The sequence below is a fragment of the Acinetobacter sp. YH12145 genome (assembly GCF_013418335.1).
Classification (GTDB): domain Bacteria; phylum Pseudomonadota; class Gammaproteobacteria; order Pseudomonadales; family Moraxellaceae; genus Acinetobacter; species Acinetobacter amyesii.
Window position 1 is genome coordinate 35,676 of sequence record NZ_VPCE01000018.1, and the last position, 22,554, is coordinate 58,229.

The window sequence follows — 22,554 nt, forward strand, 5'->3', positions numbered from 1 at the left end:
CACCCTCAAAACTTTTACCATTTGGTAAATTTACATGTAAAGTCATGTAATTAATTTGAACAAAATATTTTTAAAAGAGATTAAATCTTCTAAAAAACAAGAGTATGATGTGCACAATTTATCTATTGAGTGCTCATTTTATGTCCAATTGGTTTCCCAAATGGCGCCCGTACGAAGGCAATATTGATGCACGTCCTGTAGGTACAAATGAGTACCTACCTCCGGTGCAAAGTGTGGTATTGGGGATACAACATGCCTTTGCAATGTTTGGTGCAACTGTCCTTGCGCCATTTTTGATGGGCTTTGATGCCAACCTTGCGATTTTAATGTCGGGGATCTGTACCATCCTGTTCTTCTTTATGACAGGTGGTCGTGTACCAAGTTATTTAGGCTCTAGTTTTGCCTTTATTGGTGTGGTGATCGCAGCAACCGGTTATGCAGCATCAGGTACTGGCGCGCCAAATGCCAATATCGCGATGGCGGCCGGCGGGATCATGGCGTGCGGTATCTTATATGCCATTTTTGGTTTTATCGTGATGGCAACGGGTACACGTTGGATTGAAAAACTCATGCCGCCTGTCGTTACAGGTGCAGTGGTGATGATTATTGGTCTGAACCTAGCCCCAGTCACCATTAAAGGGGTTGCAGGCAACAACTTTAATATGTGGATGGCATTAGTCACTGTACTGTGTATGGGTTCGATTGCAGTGTTCACGAAGGGCTTGTTACAACGCTTATTACTGTTGGTCGGTCTATTACTGGCATATTTGGTGTATTACATCATTTCCAATGTCATGGGTCATGGCACACCAATCAATTTCGTTCCCGTACAAGAAGCTGCTTGGTTTGGTGTTCCGCACTTCCATTCACCCGTCTTCGATTTCAATGCCATGCTGATCATTGCACCGATTGCGTTGATTTTGGTTGCAGAAAACCTTGGCCACATCAAAGCTGTAGGCGCGATGACAGGTGAAAACCTCGATCCGCACATTGGTAAAGCCTTCGTTGCAGATGGTGTTGCAACCACACTTTCAGGCGGTGTCGGCGGTCCGGGTATGACCACCTATGGCGAAAATATTGGTGTGATGGCAGTAACGCGTGTTTACTCGACCATCGTGTTTGTATTTGCAGGTGTATTCGCCATCTTCCTTGGTCTTTCTCCAAAGTTTGGTGCAATTATTCATACCATTCCGCAAGCCATTTTGACAGGTGCATCGATTGTTGTATTTGGTCTAATTACCATTGCAGGTGCGAAAATTTGGATTGAAAACAAAGTCGATTTCTCAAAAAATAAAAACCTGATGGTGGCAGCAGTCACGATTATTTTAGGTACAGGTGACTTTGCACTTCAATTCGGTAACTTCAACTTAGGCGGTATTGGTACTGCAACATTTGCAGCGCTGATTTTGAACTGGTTCTTTAGTTTGGGCGATAAATCAGAATAAGCCTCCAAAGCATTTAAAAAGAATACAATATTCATTTGAAAAGCGGCCGAAAGGTCGCTTTTTTTTATAGCTACACTTTCGGTAAGATAAGGCATTAGCCAAGGAATACACCCTATGCGACTGGATTTGTTCGACCTTCAATTAGTGCTGCACATTGTAGACAGCGGCAGTCTGACCAAAGGCGCTGCTCGTTCTGCCATCTCGCTACAAGCAGCCAGTGAACGGATTAAAAAACTCGAACAGCATTACCGCACAGCCCTGTTCACTCGCCAAGCCAAAGGGGTCAAACTGACTCTTGCCGGTCAAACCTTGGTTGAACATGCACAGCGTATCTTAAGTGAGGGGCAACAATTAGAACATGCTATGCTGCCCTTTGCGCGTGGGCTGAGTTCCAATATGACCTTATGGTGTAATTCATCTGCACAAAGTGAATATTTACCGGTCTTGCTGCCACGTTATTTGCTGGAAAATCCCAACACAAAAATTGAGCTGCATGAAGCCGAGTCTAAAGACATCATTGCAGCGATAGAGCAAGGTAATGCACAACTAGGCTTAATTTCAGGTTTCTTTAAATCTGAACAACTACAGACACTTGAGTTTGCCGATGATCCTTTGGTACTGATTTGTCCTATAACCCATGAATTGGCCACCACACCTAGCGTCAAACCCGCAGAGATTTTGCATTATCCTTTTGTCGGTTTGATGCAATATCATTCCTTGCAACAATCGATCGAGGCTCAAGCCAAATTATTCGGCTGTGAAATTCAGTATCGGCTGCGGTTGCCGAACTTTGCCGCGATCGCGCAAGTGGTGGCGAATGGTGTGGGCATTGCCATCATGCCAAAACGTGCGGCCCAACGATTACTCAATTTGTATGCCTTTGCACAAGTTGAGCTCAGCGGTGACTGGGCCAATCGGAAATTGCTCCTCACCGCACGTAATTTTGATGATTTACCCTTAAATTATCAGCATTTCAGTCAGTTTCTACTGTCACAAAAATCTGCTTTGGATAGCTAAGTCTAGTCTTTAAATTACGCCAAACTGGTGCAGCATCATATAGCTACCAAGGGCAATCAATCCGATAAAAAACACCTTACGGAATTTTTGTTCTGGAATGCGGTAACGTATTTTTTTCCCTGCCCACATACCAATGAGCGCAGGAACCAGTGCCATAGCTGACATGGCATAATCAATCGGGAGATCTTCCACAGGATTTTGCTGTAAGAACACTGCCAAACAAATGGTTGACGTGGTAAAGGCCAAACCGAGTGACTGTACAAGATCATCGCGTTTGAGCTGTAAACCTTGCAAATATGGCACCACAGGAATCACCACTACACCTGTGGCTACAGTCAGTGCTCCACCGAGATAACCGATCATTGGAGATAGCCATTTTTCATGTGGTGCAAAGTTCGGCAAGCTTTTCGCACAAAGCCCATACAGTCCGTATAGTGCCAACATGCCCCCCAGTAAAGCTTCACTTTTAAATTCACCATGTCCTAAAGTTGGAAAAATACTCCAAATTGAACCGACGATAATCCCAAGTAACAAGGGCCAAAAGCGTTGAATGAGGCGCAGCACCTGCCCTTCGGCAAATAGTTGCCAAAAGTTGGTGACCATAGATGGAATGATTAATAACGTCGCTGCCTGAAATGGACTGATCACCATGGTGAGTAAGCCCATCGATACCGCAGGCAGGCCTAACCCAATCGTGCCTTTAATTAGACCTGCGATTGCAAAAACTGTGATGACGAACCAAATCATGGCGAAACTCGCTGAAAAATTGGCTCTATGCTATGCAATTCAGGCACTTTGAAAAATCAGTGTTTTTGGAATAGAGCCTCAATGAAAAATTGAGGCTAGGTTATAGCATCTAAAACAGATAGCGTAGATGGGCTAAACAAACTCTTCTGATTTTGAATAAGTTATAAGCGTATTGGTGGAATAGTGATATAAAAACCGTTCCAATATGCTGTTTACTGGAACGATTTTCAATAAAATATTGATACTTATAGGAAAATTTCAAGAATTTCGTATAAGGTGTATTATGTTAATTTTAGGAAAGCTTAATAAATCCGTGTTTAAAAATTAAACTAGAAAGATTTTGTATTACTATCAATTTAGAATTCCTCTCTTATAAATCTTATTTAATGACGCTATCTTTTTGTATTGATGAAGCTATTTTATCAATGGTAGTACGAACACGTATTGGTAAGAAATTTGATCTTTTCCATACAATTTGAATAGGATAGTTAGTACTTGAATAGTTAGTAAGTAGGTGTATTAATTGACCACTTTGTATATATTCTTGAATCAACCAGGAAGGTAACCAACCAATTCCTCCATGCATTAGTACATAATCTAATATGCTTTTTATGTCATCCATTTGAACTTTATTTTTTGGCAAATATTTCATAGTTTTATGATGAGAACTTTGAAATATCCACTTTTCAAGCTGCCCATTTTTCAAATATCCAATAGTCTGATGGTTATCTAAATCTTTGATGCTCTCAGGAACCTGGTATCTTTTTAAATATTCAGGTGTGGCACAGAGCCACATTGCATGCTCAGAAATCTTTTTAACCATTAATTGACTATTATCTTCTAAATTACCAATTCTTATCACTAGGTCATAATTATCTTCAATTAAATCAATATAACGATCATTAAAAGAAAGAACCATATTCAAATTTTGATGTTCATCTGCTAAGTCTCTTAATATCGGAACTATGAACTTTTGTCCAAATAATACAGGCATAGAGATACGTATCATTCCCTGAATATTTTGATTATTACTTTCAAATAATGTCTCAGCTATTAATAATTCTTGTACAGCCCGCTGGCTATGTTCATAGAAAATACTACCTTCTTCTGTGAGAGCTAAATGACGTGTATCTCTGTTAAAAAGTACTACTCCGAGCTGTACCTCAAGCTTTGAAATCATCTTACTGACAGCGGAACGAGTCAGATGTAATTTTTCTGATGCTTTAGTAAAACTTCCTTGTTCAACAACACTAATAAATGCCATCAAACTTTTCAGATCATTAACACGCATATTAGTTCCAATTAGGAATCAATGAGTTGATTTATTATCACTTTTGTATCCAATTTATCAATGATAATCTAATTAAAATTCATATTAGGAACCTTACTATGAACAGAATTTTAGTTATAAAATCTAGTTTTATGCAGGAAAAATCTCTAAGTAATCAGCTCATTAATAAATATTTATATAGACGTAAGCAAAGTGGTTATGTTGACCAAATAATTGAACATGATCTAGGAGCTATGAACTTACCAGTATTAAACTTAGAGATATTTAATGCCTTACGTGGAGAGGCGAATGAAAAACCTGAGGTAAAAGCAGCAGTAGCTCTCTCTGATCAATTTATTCAAGAGCTGAAAGATTGTGATCTATTATTGATTGCAGCACCAATGTATAACTTAAATGTACCAACCCAATTAAAAAACTGGTTCGACTTAATTGCACGAGCACGAGTAACTTTTCAATATACAGAAACCGCACCCGTAGGATTAATTAAAGGTGTTAAATCAATTATCTTTAGTTCACGTGGTGGTTTTCATCAAGATCTTCCAACAGATGCTGTTACAGCATATTTAATAGCAGTATTAGGATTAATTGGTATTGATAAGGTAGATTTTATATATGCTGAAGGCACTGATATTAAACCATTAGGGAAATCTAAAGCACTTGAATTAGCTTCACAGCAAATTGCTTTACAAACGAACGTAGGATTGTAAGTATATTCTTCCTTATGGCAATGAAATTATAATTTTCTATTGTTCTAAGGTTCCTATTTAACATAATGGCGGTTATACGAAACGAGAGCAGCAGCTCTCGTTTTTTGATGTGGAAACTGCTAGAATACTTGTACGCCATTGACGTACACAGAATCTATGTTATTCATTGAAACCAGTATCTTTACCAAGCAAATCAAAGACCTTGTATCTGATGAGGAATATCGTCAACTTCAACAAGATCTATTGGTTCAGCCAGATAAAGGTGACTTAATCAAGAATGGCGGTGGCATTCGAAAAGTACGTTGTGCTCAAGGTAATAAAGGCAAAAGTGGCGGTATCAGAGTAATTTACTATTGGGTAAATGAGGATGATCAAATCTTTTTCTTGGTGGCTTATCCAAAATCTGTAAAAGATAATCTAACGGATAAAGAAACCGCCATTCTGCGCCAACTCGTGAAGGAGCAATTTCATGGATAACAACTTATTTGATGACTTAGTTGCTTCGATTAAAGAAGCAGGAGCAATCAAGCGCAAAGAGATCCAAGCTAGTCGAACGACCGAACTTGAATTACCAGATATTAAGGAAGTGCGAGAAAAAACTGGTTTAAGTCAAAGCGAATTTGCAGCACGTCTCCACATTAGCCATCGTACTCTGCAAAACTGGGAACAAGGCCGACGCTATCCAACAGGACCAGCTGCAACATTGATTCGAATTTTAGATACACATCCTAATCTTATTTAAAAAATTCATTAAAAATGGGAGCTTAGCTCCCATTTTTTGACTTCGTATAACGTGTATTATTTTAATTTTCTAATTAGAATTGTAACCAAATTTCCTTGTTAATAACGTATCTTTCCACCAATTCTCTCTACCTAATATAACTTTATCATCTGTTGTCGATTTAAAAATATCTAATATCGAATATCTAAAGTTACTTTCAATGTGTTCCTTCGAAAGCTGCTTTAGTTGAACATTCCCACCATGTCTACTTTTAACATAATTTTGCCATCTATTAAGCAACATATTCTCAGCATATGCCGAACCAACATACTTTTTCCCATTCAAAATATCAGTGATTAAATACACTGCTTTTTGATTTTGTAGTGCAGTCTTCCACGACTCTTTATCAATTACTCGTGTTAATTCTTGCCATGAGACATTCACACTTTCATATCCAGAGAAAAGATCATTATCAAAAACATCAGGCAATATTTGATGAATTTCACAATCATTAATGATCGTTAGAGCATTCCGTATTAGTGTCTGTGATGAATTTTTATACTTAACAATAATTCGTCCAAAATACTTACGATATTGTTCTAAAACCTCAAACTCATAGCCTACATCATTGAACTTATTCAGATCCTTTGTAATTTTCCCAACATGAATCAATAACCATAAATCTTCATTTGGTTTGATTCGGATAAGCCCTATAGTTGTTTGACCATCTTTATATGATTTTTTGGAACTATAGTTCCAATAATGCCCCTTCAGAATCTCATCCATATTCCCATCTTTAAATACTTCTATTGGATTCCAATTTCCACCAAACATAACATTCAGTCTAATTTTTACATTATCTAAGTTTTTGATTTGTAAAATATCATTTAACATGACTTTATGCTTTGTATTCACTAATACAGCTAATTTTTCTAATGCCACTAAAACTAATCCTGAACGTAAACTATGAGAGAGAGTACCCTCTATAAAACGTTCATTACGAATAACCGAAGTTAAAAAAGCTAGGATTTTATTTTGATCAAAAGTAGCGATTATATCTTCACTTATCTTTACGTATTTTGATAAAACTTCTTGATAATTGAAAACCATCTTATCTTTCATTGCTTCAATGAAACGACTTTCAATTTTTTCTATAGGTAAGCTCTGATCTAATTTTAACTCTTCTAAATCACTTATTAATTGCAATAAAGATGTATATGTAGTCATAATCGTTTTTTCAATGTAACTAATTTTTAATAATTTATAATAAAAACAACAATATATCAGTTCAATTAATAGCCAAAACTTACATATACGTCAGAATATGTCGTTATTCATAAGATGGATTACACTTCCCCCATTTAACATAATAGAGCTTATACGAAATTCAAATCGGTCCCAACTATGGACGAATCTCTTTCAACTCACGTTGAATAAAATGCTGAATCATATCGCGGTATAAACGTTCCACAATATCTGCATTTACACCGTGCTCTGTGGCTTGTAGACGAATTTTACTTATTACCGCTTCGACACGCTCTGGTGATTGAACATCCTGTACTGAACGCTTAAAACGCACCGCTTGATCGACATAAAACTGACGTGCAGCAATGAGCTCAATAATCCCCTGATCAATCACATCAATCTGTGCACGGGCTTGCTCTAATGACTCAACTTTTACTTTCTTCATCTTCTCTGGCTTCACTTTCAGCGGTGTTTTCACTTTTATACTTCTCTTCTAACACATTACTGAAAATACTTTCAATCATCCATACGCGGTATAAGCTATTAAATACATAGCTTTGACCTGCAATACGTAATTCTAAAACAGGAAAATCGGGCTGTGACTTCATCTCACAGTGCATATCATTTTCTTTTAATTTTTCAGCAATATCGTCAGTAGTCAGTTCAGAAATCTCTAACTCATACTGTAAAGCCTGAAAATGTGCTTTGAAGGATAAATCACGCCCTTTGGTCCATACGGCTTCCAAAATGCGATACATCACATCAATACGTTGCTCTTCAGGCGCACTGTAGTAAAGCTGTGACATAGCTAATGTCGCAGCTTCTGTAGGCCGGCAAAATGGCGTGAACTTAACTTCTGTCCGTTTAGACAGACGTGTTGCCAAACTCCAGTCAAACAAATCTCGACCGTGATACGACAATGGATACACATTCAGCTGAATATTATAATAGTCCGCCAATTCCTCACGAATATAAGCCAACAGTAACCATGAAATCGGATCTTCCATCGCGATGTAGAGATCAAGCTCAGGATCAAGTCCCTGAATTTCATTCAACTCTTCTGCATCACTGATCAGGTGCTCACGCCATTCAATATGATTGATCATAAAGATCGGGTTATCTGTCAGGAGCTTTTGTTGTTTTAAACGGCGCGTTAAACGCAGTAAATCATCTACAGCATGGTACTTACGTTCACCAAACTCAAAATACCCCGTCAAAATTGGTAAGTCAGAAAAGATCCGTTCTGGAAAATCTTGCGCTTTATGATGACGGCTGGCCATCGCGTACAGTGTTCTCAGCTTGCCATACTGCTTTTGCCACAACATGTGGAACACATCTTCAAGTAAATAAAGAAAGTCTTGGCCGCGTAATGGGGTATTTTTTAGAATAATTTCGGCTTGTTCTAAAGCTTCAGCGGTCGGTTGTTCAGGTGTTTCATGAAAACTAAAACGATGCTGCCGCGCTAAAATTTGGGCATCATTCAGACAATATTGTTGCCATTCTATCGATGACATTTGATTAGGAGGTTCAGCACTCTGACGACAAATAATCACTTTCAGTGGTTTGATTTCATCACTGAGAATTTCCTCTAATTGAGGCAGCTGCTGCGCAGCCAAATAGCTATAGACATCATCCAGTCGAAGATAAACACTCAGACCTTGTTCCGTGGGTAACACCGCTTGTCGGGTCGGTTTCTGATAAAACCAACTCGATCGGATTGGATCGAACCAACGGCGTAACAGTGACATGCGTTTTTTGCCTCAAAATGATGAATTGTGCCGAACCTGCCAGCACATGCTTAAAATTCAACTTCTATTATGAAGCTGTTTTAAATGAGATATAAGCCTTGTGCAAAACTTATATCAAGTCAGGGCTGAATGTTCAATGTTTAACAATGGATTAGACGTCTAGATTTAGGTCAGTCACCGCACCTTTTTCCGCACCAGAGGTCAACTTGGCAAATTTAGCCAAAGCGCCGTGGGTATAGTTTGGTTTCGGTTTGACCCAGGCCGCGCGACGTGCAGCAATTTCATCCTCAGCCACATGCCAAGTCATTTCACGGGTTTCAGCGTTAATTGAAATTTTATCGCCGTTTTTGACCAAGCCAATTGGGCCTCCTTCATAGGCTTCTGGTGTCACATGTCCAATCACAAAACCATGGCTGCCGCCCGAGAAACGCCCATCAGTCAACAGTGCAACAGATTGGCCTAGACCTTTACCAATAATCGCTGAAGTCGGTTTCAGCATTTCAGGCATGCCCGGCCCGCCTTTGGGTCCAACACCGCGGATCACCACCACTTCGCCTTCTTGTACTTCACCATCTAAAATACCGCGCATGGCACCCTGCTCACCCTCAAATACCCGCGCAGGCCCCTCAAAATACAGCCCTTCTTTACCGGTAATTTTAGCCACTGCACCCGTCGGCGACAAATTTCCTTTCAGTACCACCAAGTGCGAATCCTTTTTGATAGGTGCATCAAACGGCAAAATAATTTGCTGTCCTTCAGGATAATCCTCTACATCGGCTAAGTTTTCCGCCAAAGTTTTGCCCGTGACCGTCAGGCAAGAACCATCGAGCATACCTGCCTTCAGCATGCGCTTCATTAGCGGTTGAATGCCGCCAATGGCGATCAGTTCCGACATTAAATATTTACCCGATGGACGCACATCGGCCACCACTGGTATGTCTTTGCCAATACGCACAAAATCATCCAAAGACAGTTCCACGCCTGCGGTATGCGCCATGGCAATCAAATGCAGTACGCCATTGGTTGAACCGCCTAAAGCAATCAGCACTTTAATCGAGTTTTCAAAAGCGGCTTTGGTCATAATGTCGCGCGGCTTAATATCGAGACGCAGCAGGTTCATCACGGCTTCACCTGCGCGTTGGCAATCTTCAATTTTATCTGCTGAAACTGCTTCCTGCGCCGATGAACCTGGCAAGCTCATGCCTAAGGCTTCAATCGCTGAAGCCATCGAATTGGCCGTATACATACCGCCGCACGAACCCGGCCCCGGCAGCGCGACTTCTTCAATCTGCTTCACTTGAATTTCATTAATTTCGCCTTTGGCATGCTGACCCACTGCTTCAAATACCGAGATCATGTCGGTATGACCTGCTCCGGGTTTGATGGTGCCACCATAAATAAACAGGCCCGGACGGTTTAATCGCGCCAAACCCATAATACAGCCTGGCATATTCTTGTCGCAGCCGCCTATGGCAATTACGCCATCATAGGCCTGACAGCCCACCACAGCTTCAATGGAATCGGCAATGATTTCCCGCGATAGCAATGAATACTTCATGCCTTCTGTACCGTTGGATATACCGTCAGAAATGGTGATGGTATTAAAAATAATGCCTTTCCCGCCTGCAGCATTCACCCCGCTTTCAGCTTCACGCGCCAATCCATCAATGTGCATATTACACGGCGTGACGTTGGCCCAAGTCGAAGCAATACCAATAAATGGGCGCTTAAAGTCGGCATCTTGGAAGCCCGTGGCACGCATCATGGAACGTGCAGGCGCATTTTCTATGCCGTCATAAACAGGTGCTGAATGTTCGCGGATATTATTTTTACTCATTGTTCTTCCTTGGCGATGGCTGATTTTGGCTTCAGCTTTGGCGGGTTCTTTTAAATTTATTGTATAGAAAGCGCTCGGCATGTAAAAGAAATTACATCTCAACAAAAGAGATTTTTAGCGCATGCAATACCATTCAATCACATGACAAAGCGACATGGATGTCGCTGTTTTCCTGTATGGCAGGGATGCAATATCAGGAGAACAAAAGATTTTTGTTACTTTGGATCTTTCAAAAGTAAGGGATTGCCTACACAAAGCCATATAAATTATAGCTACTATTCGAGGCTGTCTTTTTAGAATTTTAATGACATCCACTAATTATTAAATTTTATTTAGTTGCTTCAAGAAACATTATTTTTAATCAGATTAAGAAATCTATAACTTAGAATTATTGTCCCATTATTTCATTTAAAAGCTGATTACAGCGGAGTCTTACCTCTATAAAAGCTAATTTTCGGAGCTCGTATGTTACTTTTGTTTCGGCAAAAGTAACCAAAACCATTTGTCATCCGCAAAACTCGGCAACTGTTTGCAACTAAAAAAATGATCGCAGAAACATTCACTTTTAAATTACCGTTTGCCTCAGACAGTTGCGGATGACATTTCCTCGTATCCAATGCAAGTTATGTAGATGTAAATTAAAAAAGCACCCCATGTGGAGTGCTTTTTTATTTGGAGATCTAAAATTTAGATTTCACGTACTGCGCCTTTCGCCGCACTCGTGGTATGCATTGCATACGCTTTCAATGCTTTCGAAATTTTGCGTGGACGCTCTTCCACAGGATGCCAGCCTTTAGCTTCTTGCGCTGCACGGCGAGCCGCCATGGTTGCTTCATCAACAGCTAAGTTGATGGTACGGTTTGGAATATCAATTTCGATTAAATCGCCATCTTCCACCAAACCAATTGCACCACCTTCTGCTGCTTCAGGTGAAACGTGACCAATAGACAGGCCTGACGAACCGCCCGAGAAACGACCGTCAGTCAATAACGCACATTCTTTGCCTAGACCTTTCGATTTCAGGTAGCTAGTTGGGTACAACATTTCTTGCATACCCGGACCACCACGTGGGCCTTCATAGCGAATCACCACCACATCACCGGCTTTGATTTCATTACCCAAGATCGCCTCTACTGCTGAATCTTGGCTTTCAAACACACGTGCAGTACCGTTGAATTTCAAGATTGAATCATCTACACCCGCAGTTTTTACGATACAACCATCGAGCGCAATGTTGCCGTAAAGCACAGCTAAGCCACCGTCTTTCGAGAACGCATGTTCAGCATTACGGATCACGCCATTTTCACGGTCACCATCTAGTCGTTGATAATATCGATCTTGTGAGAATGCAGTTTGCGTTGGTACACCGCCTGGTGCTGAACGGAAGAATTGGTAAACGTCTTCATTTTCAGTACGGATAATGTCCCATTTATCTAAAGCATCTTTTAAGCTTGCTTCGTGAACAGTACCCACAGATGTGTCCAATAAGCCTGCACGGTCTAATTCACCGAGAATGGACATGATACCGCCAGCACGGTGTACATCTTCCATATGTACGTCGTTTTTCGCAGGTGCAACTTTACAGAGTACAGGCACTTTACGAGATAAACGGTCAATGTCGTCCATCGTGAAATCAACGCCAGCTTCATTGGCTGCAGCCAACAAGTGTAGAACGGTATTGGTTGAACCACCCATCGCGATGTCTAAAGTCATGGCATTTTCATACGAGGCTTTGGTCACCATTTCACGTGGCAATACGCTGTAATCATCTTGTTCATAGTGACGTTTAGCCAATTCAACAATTAAAGAGCCTGCGCGTTCGAATAATTTTTTACGGTTTGCATGTGTTGCCAGTGTAGAGCCGTTACCCGGTAAAGACAGGCCCAATGCTTCTGTTAAGCAGTTCATTGAGTTTGCGGTGAACATACCTGAGCATGAACCGCAAGTTGGGCATGCAGAACGTTCGTATTCAGCAACTTCTTCATCGGTATAGTTGTCATCTGCAGCCACAATCATGGCATCAATCAAGTCGATGGCTTTGTCGTTACCACGGATTTTAACTTTACCCGCTTCCATTGGACCACCAGAGACAAATACCACTGGAATGTTCAAACGCATTGCCGCCATCAACATCCCTGGAGTAATTTTGTCACAGTTGGAAATACATACCATGGCATCGGCACAGTGTGCGCTCACCATGTATTCAACAGAGTCTGCAATCAAGTCACGTGAAGGCAATGAATACAGCATCCCGTCATGACCCATCGCAATACCGTCATCAACCGCAATGGTATTGAACTCTTTGGCTACACCGCCTGCTTGCTCAATTTGACGCGCCACGAGTTGACCAAGGTCTTTAAGATGAACGTGACCCGGTACAAATTGAGTAAATGAGTTCACGACGGCAATAATTGGTTTACCGAAGTCTTCATCTTTCATACCAGTTGCGCGCCATAAGCCGCGCGCACCCGCCATATTTCTTCCGTGTGTCGATGTTTTTGAACGATAGTCAGGCATTTTATATTTCCAACAAAGTTTGAGCTTGAAATGAATCCTACAGATTCACTCTGGCTAAATCATACTGACAATGATGTAAAATCAGTCGAATTTTAAACCTATCATACACCAAGCCATTGTTTTTAAAGATGGCTTTTTAAGCTGAGATTTGGGCAGATGGGTCTATAAATAAAACCGAGTGATTTGACGACAAAAATCTTTTAACTGAAATCTACTATACCGCCATCAATGGCTGCACAATACAAAACTTTCATGAATAATTTTTAAATTTTATATAAATATAATTTATTTAAAAATTGCAAATTTGCGATTTTGGGTTATGAAATCATTGAGCTTGGACAGCTTCAAAGTTGCAAAAATCAATTTCTAATGTTCTAAATTACGCATTAATCATTTGCTATAATCCACATATTCAACACAGATTCGGTTCATTCATTTTGAAAATCATCTTTGCCGGTACGCCAGAATTTGCCGCAACAGCACTAGCTGCATTGCTCAACACACAACATGAAATTGTTGCGGTATACACTCAACCTGACCGCAAAGCTGGACGTGGACAAAAACTCACAGCTTCTGCCGTAAAGCAATTGGCTTTAGAGCACCATATTCCTGTTTACCAACCCTTTCATTTCAAATCATCGACTGAAGAAGGTTTAGCCGCACAAGCGGAATTAAAGGCCTTAAATGCCGATGTTATGGTGGTTGCAGCCTATGGTTTGATCTTGCCGCAAGTGGTGCTAGATACCCCGAAATATGGTTGCCTGAATATTCATGGCTCATTGCTGCCACGTTGGCGTGGTGCAGCACCGATTCAACGTGCCATCGCAACAGGTGATATTGAAACAGGTGTCACCATTATGAAAATGGCAGCCGGACTAGATACTGGTGACATGATGTATAAAACCATCTGCCCGATTGAAGCAACGGATACCTCTGCAACTTTGCATGACAAACTTGCAGAGCAAGGTGCAACTGCAATTGCTGCCGTTTTAGACACTGAACAAACATTGCAGCAATATTTAGACAGCCGTGAAGTCCAAGACGAAGCGTTAACGGTTTATGCACATAAGCTTTCAAAAGCCGAAGCAAAAATTGATTGGTCCATCGATGCTGTACAAATCGATCGTAATATTCGCGCCTTTAATCCGTGGCCGGTAGCATTTATTCAGTTGGATGAACAAAACAACTTACGTGTTTGGCATTCTGAACTTTCTGCTGTGTCTGCACCGAACGCTCAAGCAGGTGAAATCATTGCCATCGACAAAAAAGGCATACACGTTGCCTGTGCCAATGGCAGCGTGATTATTTTGACCTCTTTACAATGGCCAGGTGCTAAACCACTCAACCCTGTACAAATTTTACAAACCCAAAAATTGACTATTGGACAAATTTTATAATGAAGCAATCTCCCAACGCCTCGACCCGAGACCTTAATTTACGTGCTCAGGTAGTGAAGACGTTATTGGCTGTCCAAAATGGTCAATCGCTGCAATCGGTACTCGCGCAGCAAATGAATATCGTGTCAGATAAAGACCGTGCGTTATTCCATGAATTGGTGCTCGGTTGTTTACGTCAATGGTATGCATTGAAACAACTGACTTTACCGCTTCTGTCTAAACCGGTAGATAACCAAGTGGTTGAAACCTGTTTATACCTCGGTTTATACCAATTGTTATGTACCCGTGTCGCAGCTCATGCTGCAATTTCTGAAACGGTGGAAGCTGCAAAACAATTGGGTATGGGAAGTCTAAGTGGCTTAATCAACGCAATTTTGCGCCGTGCAACACGTGAAACAGAACAGTTCTACGACGTACTTGAACAAGCCACCAATTTACCAAGTTGGTTAACCAAACGTCTGAAAAAAGACTGGGGCGAACAATTTGATGAACTTAGTTATGAGCTTAAGCAAATTGCACCACTGACTTTACGTGTTAATACACGCCAAGTCAGCCGTGACGAATACCTTGATATTTTGGAAGATGAAGGCATCGATGCACATCGCTGTGAACTCTCTAATGTCGGTATTGTGATGGACGAAAGCCTACATATTCCAAGCTTACCGGGCTTTGAAGCAGGTGGTTTTTCGGTACAAGATGAACATGCTCAACTGTGTGCAACACTATTACCAAATCTCGATGGTAAATTTGTGATTGATGCTTGTGCTGCGCCGGGTGGTAAAACCGCACATATTTTAGAGACTTTCCAACCGAAGAAACTCATTGCACTGGATCAAGATGAAAAGCGTCTAAAACGTGTGGTTGAAAACCTTGATCGTTTGGATCTCGATGGTAAACATGTCGAAATCCAAACTGCCGATGCCGTCACCTATACTGCTCCTGAACTTGCTGATTGCATCGTGCTCGATGCCCCATGTACTGCTGTCGGTGTAATGCGTCGTCATCCTGATATACGTTTACTACGTCAATCGGGCGACATTGCAAAAACTGTAGTGTTACAAAAACAAATTTTGGAAAACATGTGGAAGCAGCTTAAAGTCGGCGGCACGCTGCTTTACATCACCTGCTCGATTTTGAAAGCTGAAAATGAACAGCAAATGCTTGAGTTCTTTGCAAATCATGCCGATGCCCAAGAAATTAAAATTGAAGCGGATTGGGGTGTTGAACAAATCCATGGTCGTCAATTGTTCCCGAAAGTGGGTTATGGCGATGGCTTCTTCTACTGCCTCATTCAAAAAACAGCTTAATCTACAATAGAATTTGCTTTTTAGTACCACATAAAAAAGGAACCCTCGGGTTCCTTTTTTATCAACGATGAAGCTTAATCTTCTTCATCTGGATGTTTTGCTAAATGGATCGACGCTAAGATCAAACCGCCCCAAAGTAAAACCATTGAAATGATCATCATGATTAATGCAGATGTATTCATGTTATTTCTCCTCAGGGTTTTTGTCTTTCATGCAACTAAATACAATCGCACCAAGCACAAAGATCGCAATGACTAAACCGGCTACAGGCAATAACACGTCAACTGGATAACCACCATAGCCTTTAGACGCAACGTCTTTAATGGTTAATCCTAAAGCTACTAATAATGAAAGCGGAGTAACAACCGTTAATAAGAAGTTCCAACCAAAGCCCAATTTGATACTTGAATATTGATTCACATGATCACGTAATTGCGCAAGCAATGGACGACGGAACCAAGACACCAAGATAATCGAGAACAAACCACCCGCCACGATACCAATGTTATTGGCAAAGTAGTCAATAATGTCAACAAAAGTAATTGCACTATGTGTTGAGAAAATTAAGGTTGATACAATGGCAGAACCACCTGCCACAATCGTTACGGCTTTTTTACGTGACCAGCCGAATTTATCTTGGAACGACGCAATTGGCACTTCCAAAATACTCACCATTGACGTTATACCCGCAACTGCAAGTGATGAGAAGAACAAGAAACCAAATAAATCACCGCCCGTACCCAAGCTCGAAATGATTTTCGGGAAAGCAATAAACGCAAGACCAATACCGCCTGAAACCACTTCATTTACAGGTACGCCCGCACTATGCGCCATAAAGCCCAATGCCGCAAAAATACCAATACCCGCTAAAATTTCAAATGATGAGTTGGCTAATGCAACGACTACACCTGAACCGGTCAAGTTGGTTTTTGCTTTTAAGTAAGACGCATAGGTCAACATGATCCCGAAACCAATCGATAACGAGAAGAAGATATGACCAAAGGCTGCTAACCATACTTTATAGTCAGTCATCGCATCCCAATTTGGTGTAAAGAATGCATTTAGACCTTCTGTAGCACCCGGTAAACGCACTGCTTGAATCACTAAAATCGAGAATAAAATCACCAACAATGGAATAAAGATTTTATTCGAAAGCTCTACACCCTTCTTCACACCACCATATAAAATGAACATGGTAATCGCCCAAACAATCACCAATCCAAAGAATAAGGTCGGTACAAAACCAAAAGCAATTCCATCGGCATTTTGCAAGTAGGTATTAAAGAAGAAGCCTTGCGTATCTTCACCCCATTTTTGACCAATTGAGTAGAAAATATAACTGCCGGCCCATGACAATACGCTGGCATAGTAGATCCCGATGATGAGTGTCACCATCACTTGCCACCAACCTAATGCCTCACTGTTCATAAGTTTTTTATATGCAGTTGGCGGAGCTTTTCGGAATTTATGCCCCACTGCATAATCTAAGAATAATAAAGGCAAACCCGCTGCAAAAATTGCAATTAAATAGGGAATTAAAAATGCACCGCCACCATTTTCATATGCTACGTAAGGGAAACGCCAAATATTTCCCAAACCTACAGCGGAACCAATAGCGGCAATGATAAATCCTGATCGTGCCGACCAGTTTTCACGATTATCTGACATAGAACACCTAAACCTCAGGCATCTTTAACTGCTGCTTGTTATGGTTATATCGCGAGCAAAAAAAGAACCATAAAAATAAAATTCTGGGTGTTTGATCTGGTGAGATACCTTGTGAGCGTCTATACCAAATTGCAAACAGAAAAATTACATGCGCATTTTGGTTAAAAACACCACAAATAACTTTCCCTTTGTATGAATTAACAATACTCACTTTTTTTAAGTTTTTCTGTAATTTCTACGGCAAATATTCCATTTTTATAATGTGTTTAGGCTTAAATGTTCATTTAATCAGCTTATTTTTCATACAATTTAAGTTATCAATAATATAACTTTTAGGAATATTTTATTTCCAATTAAATTTTTAAAGTTATTTCACTCGATAATGTCCGGTAATTTGATAGGCATGCAAAATATCTTCTTCCTGTGTGCCCTCTCCAATATTATGGATAATCAGCGGAACACCGCTACCTTTCACTTTACGATCTGAAACCACACCGATATGCACTAAACCACGCCCTAAGTCCCAAGTGACAATATCTCCGGCCAAATACTGCTTATCTTTGACAACAAAGCCCTGACGTAGCATCCAGGTTTGAATATTGGGAACACGCCGATGATCAATATTTTTATCAGTACTTTTTAAGCCCCATTTTTGTGGATACTGCTTAAAATTGGCTTTCATATCTTCATGAATGGCTTTTTGTAAATCAATTCCTTGCTGTCGTAATGCACGAATTACCACGTCGGTACAAACACCCTTGATTGATAACGCAGTGCAGTATACGCAGGATCATAATATAAGGTTTTCCCAATCTGACTGCGTGCATCCGTCACCATTTGAGTGGCGTTAAAGGCAAAGACAGCCATATTCACGGTCATCAAACTGACCAATAATAAAATTCGTTTCATTTTTTCTTATTCACTTTAGATTTTTGCAATGATTCAAAAACTGGGCTTCGAACAGATCCATGCTGAACCAAGCCCATGTTTAAACGGCTACAGTTTTATCGCCAATACGCGTTCTTCTTGCATATCTCGAATGGCAGACTGAATCCCTTCACGACCTAAGCCAGAATCTTTTACGCCACCATATGGCATGTTATCGACACGGAAAGATGGAATATCATTAATAATCACTCCACCGACATCTAAGTGATTCCAGGCATACAACATTTTATTCAAATTTTGCGTATAGACACCCGCCTGTAAGCCAAAACGGCTACTATTAATTTTGGCGATGCCTTTTTCAAAATTTTTGTATTTTTCTAAAATCGCTACAGGGCCAAAGATTTCATCTTTATACACTTCCAATGATTCATCGACATTTTCCAATAAAATTGGATCGAGCAATGCACCCTGATGTTCACCACGAACCAATGCTTTGGCACCTTTTTTTACTGCTTTATCGACCCATTTATGTACGCGTGTTGCTTCTGCTTCCTTAATCATTGGACCGACCATGGTACTTTCTAAATGAGGATCAGCGGCTTTAAGCTGCTTCATTCTCGCCACGAGTTTTTTCTTCACATCGGCATAGATATCAGCATGCACCAAGATGCGCTGTACGCTGATACACACTTGCCCTGCATGGTTATACGCCCCACCGACTAAGCGTTCAATAAATGCCGCTGAAATTTCAGTATCAGGCTCAACCAATACCGCAGCATTACCACCAAGTTCCAAAGTCACTTTTTTACGTCCCGCACGCGCTTTCATATCCCAGCCGACAACATCGGAACCGGTAAAGCTGAGCAGTTTAAATCGGTCGTCTGTGACCAAGACATCTGCGTGTTCACGTGGACAAGGTAAAACCGAAAAGGCACCTTTTGGTAAATCCGTTTCTGCTAAAACTTCCGCAATTTTTAAAGCTGAAATAGGCGTCAAACTTGCAGGCTTCAACACAAATGGACAGCCTGCGGCAATGGCAGGTGCAATTTTATGCGCAGTCAGATTGATCGGAAAATTAAACGGGCTGATCAACGATACAGGACCAATTGGCACATGTTTGACCATGCCTTGATAGCCAGATGCCGCTGCGGTAACCGCCAATGGGATCATGCGACCATCATCCATCTGTGTGACAGCATCGGCAGCAATTTGAAAGGTATTAATTAAACGTTCAACTTCAGCAGCTGCGGCTTTACGCGGTTTTCCACCTTCCGCAATTAAAATTTCAGTCAATTCTGCACGCATTTCATTAAAACGTTTAACACAGTGCAGTAAGATTTTTTGTTTTTGAAAAGGTTCCAATGCCGCCATTGCAGCGCTAGATTTAACCGCTGAATCAATGGCTTTTTCAATGGTTGCAGCATCTGCGAGTGCAACGCGTGCATATACGTCTTGGGTATATTTTTGATCCACTTCTAACCACTGATCGGTAGTCGCTGCTTTACCTGCAACATAGAGCGGATAGTCTTTTATATCTTGTACGGCTTTGGACATGACGATATTTCCATGATCTTGAGACATTATTGATAAATGTGAATAAATCTATGCCCTCTATCATGCGCTGACTGAACACAGAGTTCACTATATTTAAGTAACAAAATGAACCACAAGCCTCAAACTCAGCTACCTAATTGCCCTGAATACCATCCCTATTTTCAGATCTATGCTTGCACTGAAAAAATGATGATCGAGTCTCTATATAACAATGACATTAAATTAGAAAAGTTATTTAAAATAAAAAATCTCATTATTTATCATAATATTAATAAATTCTTCCAAACTAAATTAATAATAAAAAATGTGAATACAACATGAAAAAAGCCCATCAAATGACGGGCTTTTTAAATCTATGATTTAGCTATATGAACGTTGTGTTTTCACTGAAGCCTTATTCACATTTTCTAAAGCAGCAACTTCTTCATCCGTTTGAGCTTTGCGAATAAAGAACACTGCAATCGCTGCGATGACTACTGGAATTCCCACAGCCATAAAATTAATTTGATGTGGCAATTCTTGTGATAATAAATAGCCGATCAGAATCGGACCAACAATCGCACCTGTACGCCCCACAGCAGATGCCCAACCAATTCCTGTCGAACGAACAGACAGCGGATAATACTGTGCAACATAGCTATAGAGTAAAATTTGAGAACCAATTGCTGATGCACCTGCCACTGCAACCAAAAGGTAGATCACAGGCTGTGGAGAATTAAAGCCAAGTAAAGATAATGCCACAGCACCTGCTACACATAATGTAATGATCACCGGTTTTAAATGGAACTTATCCGCTAAGATACCTCCCCCAATCGTACCAATTACCGCACCAATATTCATCGCCAATAAGAACGTCAAACTGCTACCTAACGAATAACCTGCGGCCATCATTAGTTTTGGTAACCAACTACCTAATGCATACAGGGTTAATAGACACATAAAGAAGCATAGCCAAAACAACATCGTACTTATGCCACGACCTTGCTTATACAATGCTCTAACAGACGCTCCACCCGGAACAGCAACTTCAGTCAGTTCAAGTTGAGTATTTGCAGTCACCGTTTGCTCTGGTGCAATGGTTTGAATCATCCTACGAGCTTCATCGTGACGATTCACCTTCACCAAAAATGTGAGCGATTCAGGTAAAAACTTCCAAGCAAATGGCAACAGTAACAGTGGAATACCCGCAATGAAGAACATGATTTGCCAGCCATAATCCGCAGTAAACCATGAACCAAATAGAGCGGCCATGATGCCACCCATTGCATAACCACTGAACATAGTGGTCACTAAAGTACTGCGTAGATGCTTAGGTGCATATTCAGACGTCAATGCCACAAGGTTCGGTAATACTCCACCAATGCCAAGTCCAGCAATAAAACGTAAAGCACCAAATTCAGTAGGATTTGATGCAAAACCGCCTAGAAATGTGAATGTACTGAATAAAAATACACAGATCATGATGACTTTCTTACGGCCAATCTTATCAGCCAAAGTACCAAACATCATGGCACCAAACATCATCCCTGCAAGTGCTGTACTCGCAAGCATGCCTGCCTGAACAGCTGTTAATCCCCAATCTTTCATCAATAAAGGCAGCGCAACACCATTGATCGCTAAGTCATAACCATCAAATAAAATAAGAATTAGACACCACATCATGATACTGAAATGCGATTTTGTGAACTTAGCGTTATCGACAACGCTATTCACATTCATTGTGCTTGTAGACATTGAACCTCACCTCCAATTGTGAGTTTTATTTTTCGCTACAATGCCGTTTTTCAATGTAAATTGTCCAAAATTACAAAGGTATAGATCCATACCTTTTACATATATCCATGTTGTTTGGGAAGAAAATGTCATAAAAACTCGAATATTTTTGAAATATTTATACATAAAAAAGTCGATGGACTGCGGGTCTAGTTTTTATAATGATTAATTATCAATGTGTTATTAGAAGCTAAATCACAATCAGACGATAGATTATTTGATATGAAAATTGTCAGAATAAAACTCAAATTTTATAGAAAAAAATCGCAGTTCTACGATCTAAGTCGTAGATTTCTAAATCATAAGTCATCAGCCATCACTTAAGTCGATAATTAGGCATTTAAACTGTTGTTTTAGCTAACTTACATTCAGGTTTTCCGACATTTTTAGGCTGAGAATTCCCTCAATTGATGATTTTTAAATGCGTTTATTGTCTAATAATCATCCATGTTTAAATAATTCAAGTCTCAATCTATCAATATTTTTATCATCTCCCTGTTTTGTGCTTCTGCTTTTTTTATTATTTTTTTCTTTCCTTTTCCCGGCATAAAAAAACACCCCCTGCACTAGTCAGGGGGTGTTTCGAATAATGAGCTGGCGATGACTTACTCTCACATGGGTAACCCCACACTACCATCAGCGCTAAGAGGTTTCACTTCTGAGTTCGGGAAGGGATCAGGTGGTTCACTCTT

The 22,554-nt window shown here is 40.4% G+C and carries 18 protein-coding genes, 1 rRNA gene and 2 pseudogenes; 7 read left to right on the forward strand and 14 right to left on the reverse strand.

All coding sequences use genetic code 11. From position 1 onward, the window contains the following. Nucleotides 1-140: 140 nt before the first annotated feature. On the forward strand, nt 141-1,445 hold the full coding sequence (locus FTU80_RS15205) for a solute carrier family 23 protein (RefSeq protein ID WP_078191643.1): 1,305 nt from the start codon (nt 141-143) through the stop codon (nt 1,443-1,445). A gap of 114 nt (nt 1,446-1,559) precedes the next feature. Further along, nucleotides 1,560-2,462, forward strand: a complete 903-nt coding sequence (locus FTU80_RS15210) for a LysR family transcriptional regulator (protein WP_180085963.1) — start codon at nt 1,560-1,562, stop codon at nt 2,460-2,462. Between the two features lie 9 nt (nt 2,463-2,471). Here FTU80_RS15210 and FTU80_RS15215 read toward each other — a convergent pair whose 3' ends face one another. After that, nucleotides 2,472-3,209, reverse strand: a complete 738-nt coding sequence (locus FTU80_RS15215) for a sulfite exporter TauE/SafE family protein (RefSeq protein ID WP_180085965.1) — start codon at nt 3,207-3,209, stop codon at nt 2,472-2,474. Between the two features lie 379 nt (nt 3,210-3,588). Then, nucleotides 3,589-4,500 (reverse strand): LysR family transcriptional regulator, encoded by a 912-nt coding sequence (locus FTU80_RS15220; RefSeq protein WP_078194112.1) that lies wholly within the window; start codon nt 4,498-4,500, stop codon nt 3,589-3,591. Nucleotides 4,501-4,598: 98 nt separating this feature from the next. Here FTU80_RS15220 and FTU80_RS15225 point away from each other — a divergent pair, with 98 nt between their 5' ends. The 3 genes from FTU80_RS15225 (at nt 4,599) to nadS (ending at nt 5,949) form a co-directional block, all read left to right on the forward strand. Further along, nucleotides 4,599-5,207, forward strand: coding sequence for an FMN-dependent NADH-azoreductase (locus FTU80_RS15225; protein ID WP_078194113.1), 609 nt, complete (start codon nt 4,599-4,601; stop codon nt 5,205-5,207). 156 nt (nt 5,208-5,363) lie between these two features. Beyond that, on the forward strand, nt 5,364-5,684 hold the full coding sequence (locus FTU80_RS15230) for a type II toxin-antitoxin system RelE/ParE family toxin (protein ID WP_002126330.1): 321 nt from the start codon (nt 5,364-5,366) through the stop codon (nt 5,682-5,684). Beyond that, entirely contained in the window at nt 5,677-5,949 is a 273-nt protein-coding gene (gene nadS, locus FTU80_RS15235) for a NadS family protein (RefSeq protein ID WP_180078947.1), read from the forward strand. Before FTU80_RS15230 ends, nadS begins: the two co-directional genes overlap by 8 nt. Before the next feature lie 69 nt (nt 5,950-6,018). Here the strand turns inward: nadS and FTU80_RS15240 are convergent, their stop codons facing one another. The 6 genes and pseudogenes from FTU80_RS15240 to ilvD (FTU80_RS15260) form a co-directional block, all read right to left on the reverse strand. Continuing rightward, nucleotides 6,019-6,822: a GIY-YIG nuclease family protein gene (locus FTU80_RS15240; RefSeq protein ID WP_257221580.1), complete on the reverse strand. Its 804-nt coding sequence runs from the start codon at nt 6,820-6,822 to the stop codon at nt 6,019-6,021. Between the two features lie 27 nt (nt 6,823-6,849). Continuing rightward, nucleotides 6,850-7,155: pseudogene (locus FTU80_RS16500) on the reverse strand (DUF6508 domain-containing protein); the annotation flags it as partial. A 175-nt stretch (nt 7,156-7,330) separates the two neighbouring features. Beyond that, nucleotides 7,331-7,618: a chorismate mutase gene (locus tag FTU80_RS15245; RefSeq protein ID WP_180026224.1), complete on the reverse strand. Its 288-nt coding sequence runs from the start codon at nt 7,616-7,618 to the stop codon at nt 7,331-7,333. Next, nucleotides 7,599-8,921 (reverse strand): hypothetical protein, encoded by a 1,323-nt coding sequence (locus FTU80_RS15250; protein WP_180085969.1) that lies wholly within the window; start codon nt 8,919-8,921, stop codon nt 7,599-7,601. The genes FTU80_RS15245 and FTU80_RS15250 overlap by 20 nt, the downstream gene beginning before the upstream one ends. A gap of 151 nt (nt 8,922-9,072) precedes the next feature. Then, on the reverse strand, nt 9,073-10,758 hold the full coding sequence (ilvD, locus tag FTU80_RS15255; RefSeq protein ID WP_180085970.1) for a dihydroxy-acid dehydratase: 1,686 nt from the start codon (nt 10,756-10,758) through the stop codon (nt 9,073-9,075). A gap of 687 nt (nt 10,759-11,445) precedes the next feature. After that, nucleotides 11,446-13,275: a dihydroxy-acid dehydratase gene (ilvD, locus tag FTU80_RS15260; protein WP_111885144.1), complete on the reverse strand. Its 1,830-nt coding sequence runs from the start codon at nt 13,273-13,275 to the stop codon at nt 11,446-11,448. Nucleotides 13,276-13,712: 437 nt separating this feature from the next. Between ilvD (FTU80_RS15260) and fmt the strand changes: the two genes are divergently transcribed. Beyond that, a complete protein-coding gene (fmt, locus tag FTU80_RS15265; RefSeq protein ID WP_180085972.1) occupies nt 13,713-14,672 on the forward strand; it encodes a methionyl-tRNA formyltransferase in 960 nt (319 codons plus the stop codon). Further along, on the forward strand, nt 14,672-15,979 hold the full coding sequence (gene rsmB / locus FTU80_RS15270) for a 16S rRNA (cytosine(967)-C(5))-methyltransferase RsmB (RefSeq protein WP_180085974.1): 1,308 nt from the start codon (nt 14,672-14,674) through the stop codon (nt 15,977-15,979). Before fmt ends, rsmB begins: the two co-directional genes overlap by 1 nt. Before the next feature lie 74 nt (nt 15,980-16,053). Here the strand turns inward: rsmB and FTU80_RS15275 are convergent, their stop codons facing one another. From FTU80_RS15275 to rrf, 6 genes and pseudogenes are all read right to left on the reverse strand, one after another. Beyond that, the gene (locus tag FTU80_RS15275) at nt 16,054-16,161 is read right to left on the reverse strand and encodes a methionine/alanine import family NSS transporter small subunit (RefSeq protein WP_078194501.1); all 108 of its coding nucleotides are present in this window, start codon (nt 16,159-16,161) and stop codon (nt 16,054-16,056) included. A 1-nt stretch (nt 16,162) separates the two neighbouring features. Continuing rightward, nucleotides 16,163-17,647, reverse strand: a complete 1,485-nt coding sequence (locus FTU80_RS15280; protein WP_180085976.1) for a sodium-dependent transporter — start codon at nt 17,645-17,647, stop codon at nt 16,163-16,165. 367 nt (nt 17,648-18,014) lie between these two features. After that, a pseudogene (locus FTU80_RS15285) lies at nt 18,015-18,526 on the reverse strand (DUF1287 domain-containing protein). Nucleotides 18,527-18,643: 117 nt separating this feature from the next. After that, on the reverse strand, nt 18,644-20,089 hold the full coding sequence (locus FTU80_RS15290; protein ID WP_180085978.1) for an aldehyde dehydrogenase family protein: 1,446 nt from the start codon (nt 20,087-20,089) through the stop codon (nt 18,644-18,646). Between the two features lie 360 nt (nt 20,090-20,449). Beyond that, nucleotides 20,450-21,823 (reverse strand): MFS transporter, encoded by a 1,374-nt coding sequence (locus FTU80_RS15295; protein ID WP_180085980.1) that lies wholly within the window; start codon nt 21,821-21,823, stop codon nt 20,450-20,452. A 631-nt stretch (nt 21,824-22,454) separates the two neighbouring features. Beyond that, nucleotides 22,455-22,554 (reverse strand): 5S ribosomal RNA (gene rrf / locus FTU80_RS15300); the annotation flags it as partial.

Excerpts from the sequence above, each read along its gene's own strand:
- FTU80_RS15275 (WP_078194501.1), bottom strand. The coding sequence starts at position 16,161 with ATGAATACATCTGCATTAATCATGATGATCATTTCAATGGTTTTACTT.
- FTU80_RS15295 (WP_180085980.1), bottom strand. The coding sequence starts at position 21,823 with ATGTCTACAAGCACAATGAATGTGAATAGCGTTGTCGATAACGCTAAG.
- FTU80_RS15210 (WP_180085963.1), top strand. The coding sequence starts at position 1,560 with ATGCGACTGGATTTGTTCGACCTTCAATTAGTGCTGCACATTGTAGAC.
- FTU80_RS15205 (WP_078191643.1), top strand. The coding sequence starts at position 141 with ATGTCCAATTGGTTTCCCAAATGGCGCCCGTACGAAGGCAATATTGAT.
- FTU80_RS15240 (WP_257221580.1), bottom strand. The coding sequence starts at position 6,822 with ATGTTAAATGATATTTTACAAATCAAAAACTTAGATAATGTAAAAATT.
- ilvD (WP_111885144.1), bottom strand. The coding sequence starts at position 13,275 with ATGCCTGACTATCGTTCAAAAACATCGACACACGGAAGAAATATGGCG.
- rsmB (WP_180085974.1), top strand. The coding sequence starts at position 14,672 with ATGAAGCAATCTCCCAACGCCTCGACCCGAGACCTTAATTTACGTGCT.
- FTU80_RS15230 (WP_002126330.1), top strand. The coding sequence starts at position 5,364 with ATGTTATTCATTGAAACCAGTATCTTTACCAAGCAAATCAAAGACCTT.
- FTU80_RS15215 (WP_180085965.1), bottom strand. The coding sequence starts at position 3,209 with ATGATTTGGTTCGTCATCACAGTTTTTGCAATCGCAGGTCTAATTAAA.
- FTU80_RS15245 (WP_180026224.1), bottom strand. The coding sequence starts at position 7,618 with ATGAAGAAAGTAAAAGTTGAGTCATTAGAGCAAGCCCGTGCACAGATT.
- FTU80_RS15290 (WP_180085978.1), bottom strand. The coding sequence starts at position 20,089 with ATGTCCAAAGCCGTACAAGATATAAAAGACTATCCGCTCTATGTTGCA.
- FTU80_RS15220 (WP_078194112.1), bottom strand. The coding sequence starts at position 4,500 with ATGCGTGTTAATGATCTGAAAAGTTTGATGGCATTTATTAGTGTTGTT.
- ilvD (WP_180085970.1), bottom strand. The coding sequence starts at position 10,758 with ATGAGTAAAAATAATATCCGCGAACATTCAGCACCTGTTTATGACGGC.
- FTU80_RS15225 (WP_078194113.1), top strand. The coding sequence starts at position 4,599 with ATGAACAGAATTTTAGTTATAAAATCTAGTTTTATGCAGGAAAAATCT.
- nadS (WP_180078947.1), top strand. The coding sequence starts at position 5,677 with ATGGATAACAACTTATTTGATGACTTAGTTGCTTCGATTAAAGAAGCA.
- FTU80_RS15250 (WP_180085969.1), bottom strand. The coding sequence starts at position 8,921 with ATGTCACTGTTACGCCGTTGGTTCGATCCAATCCGATCGAGTTGGTTT.
- FTU80_RS15280 (WP_180085976.1), bottom strand. The coding sequence starts at position 17,647 with ATGTCAGATAATCGTGAAAACTGGTCGGCACGATCAGGATTTATCATT.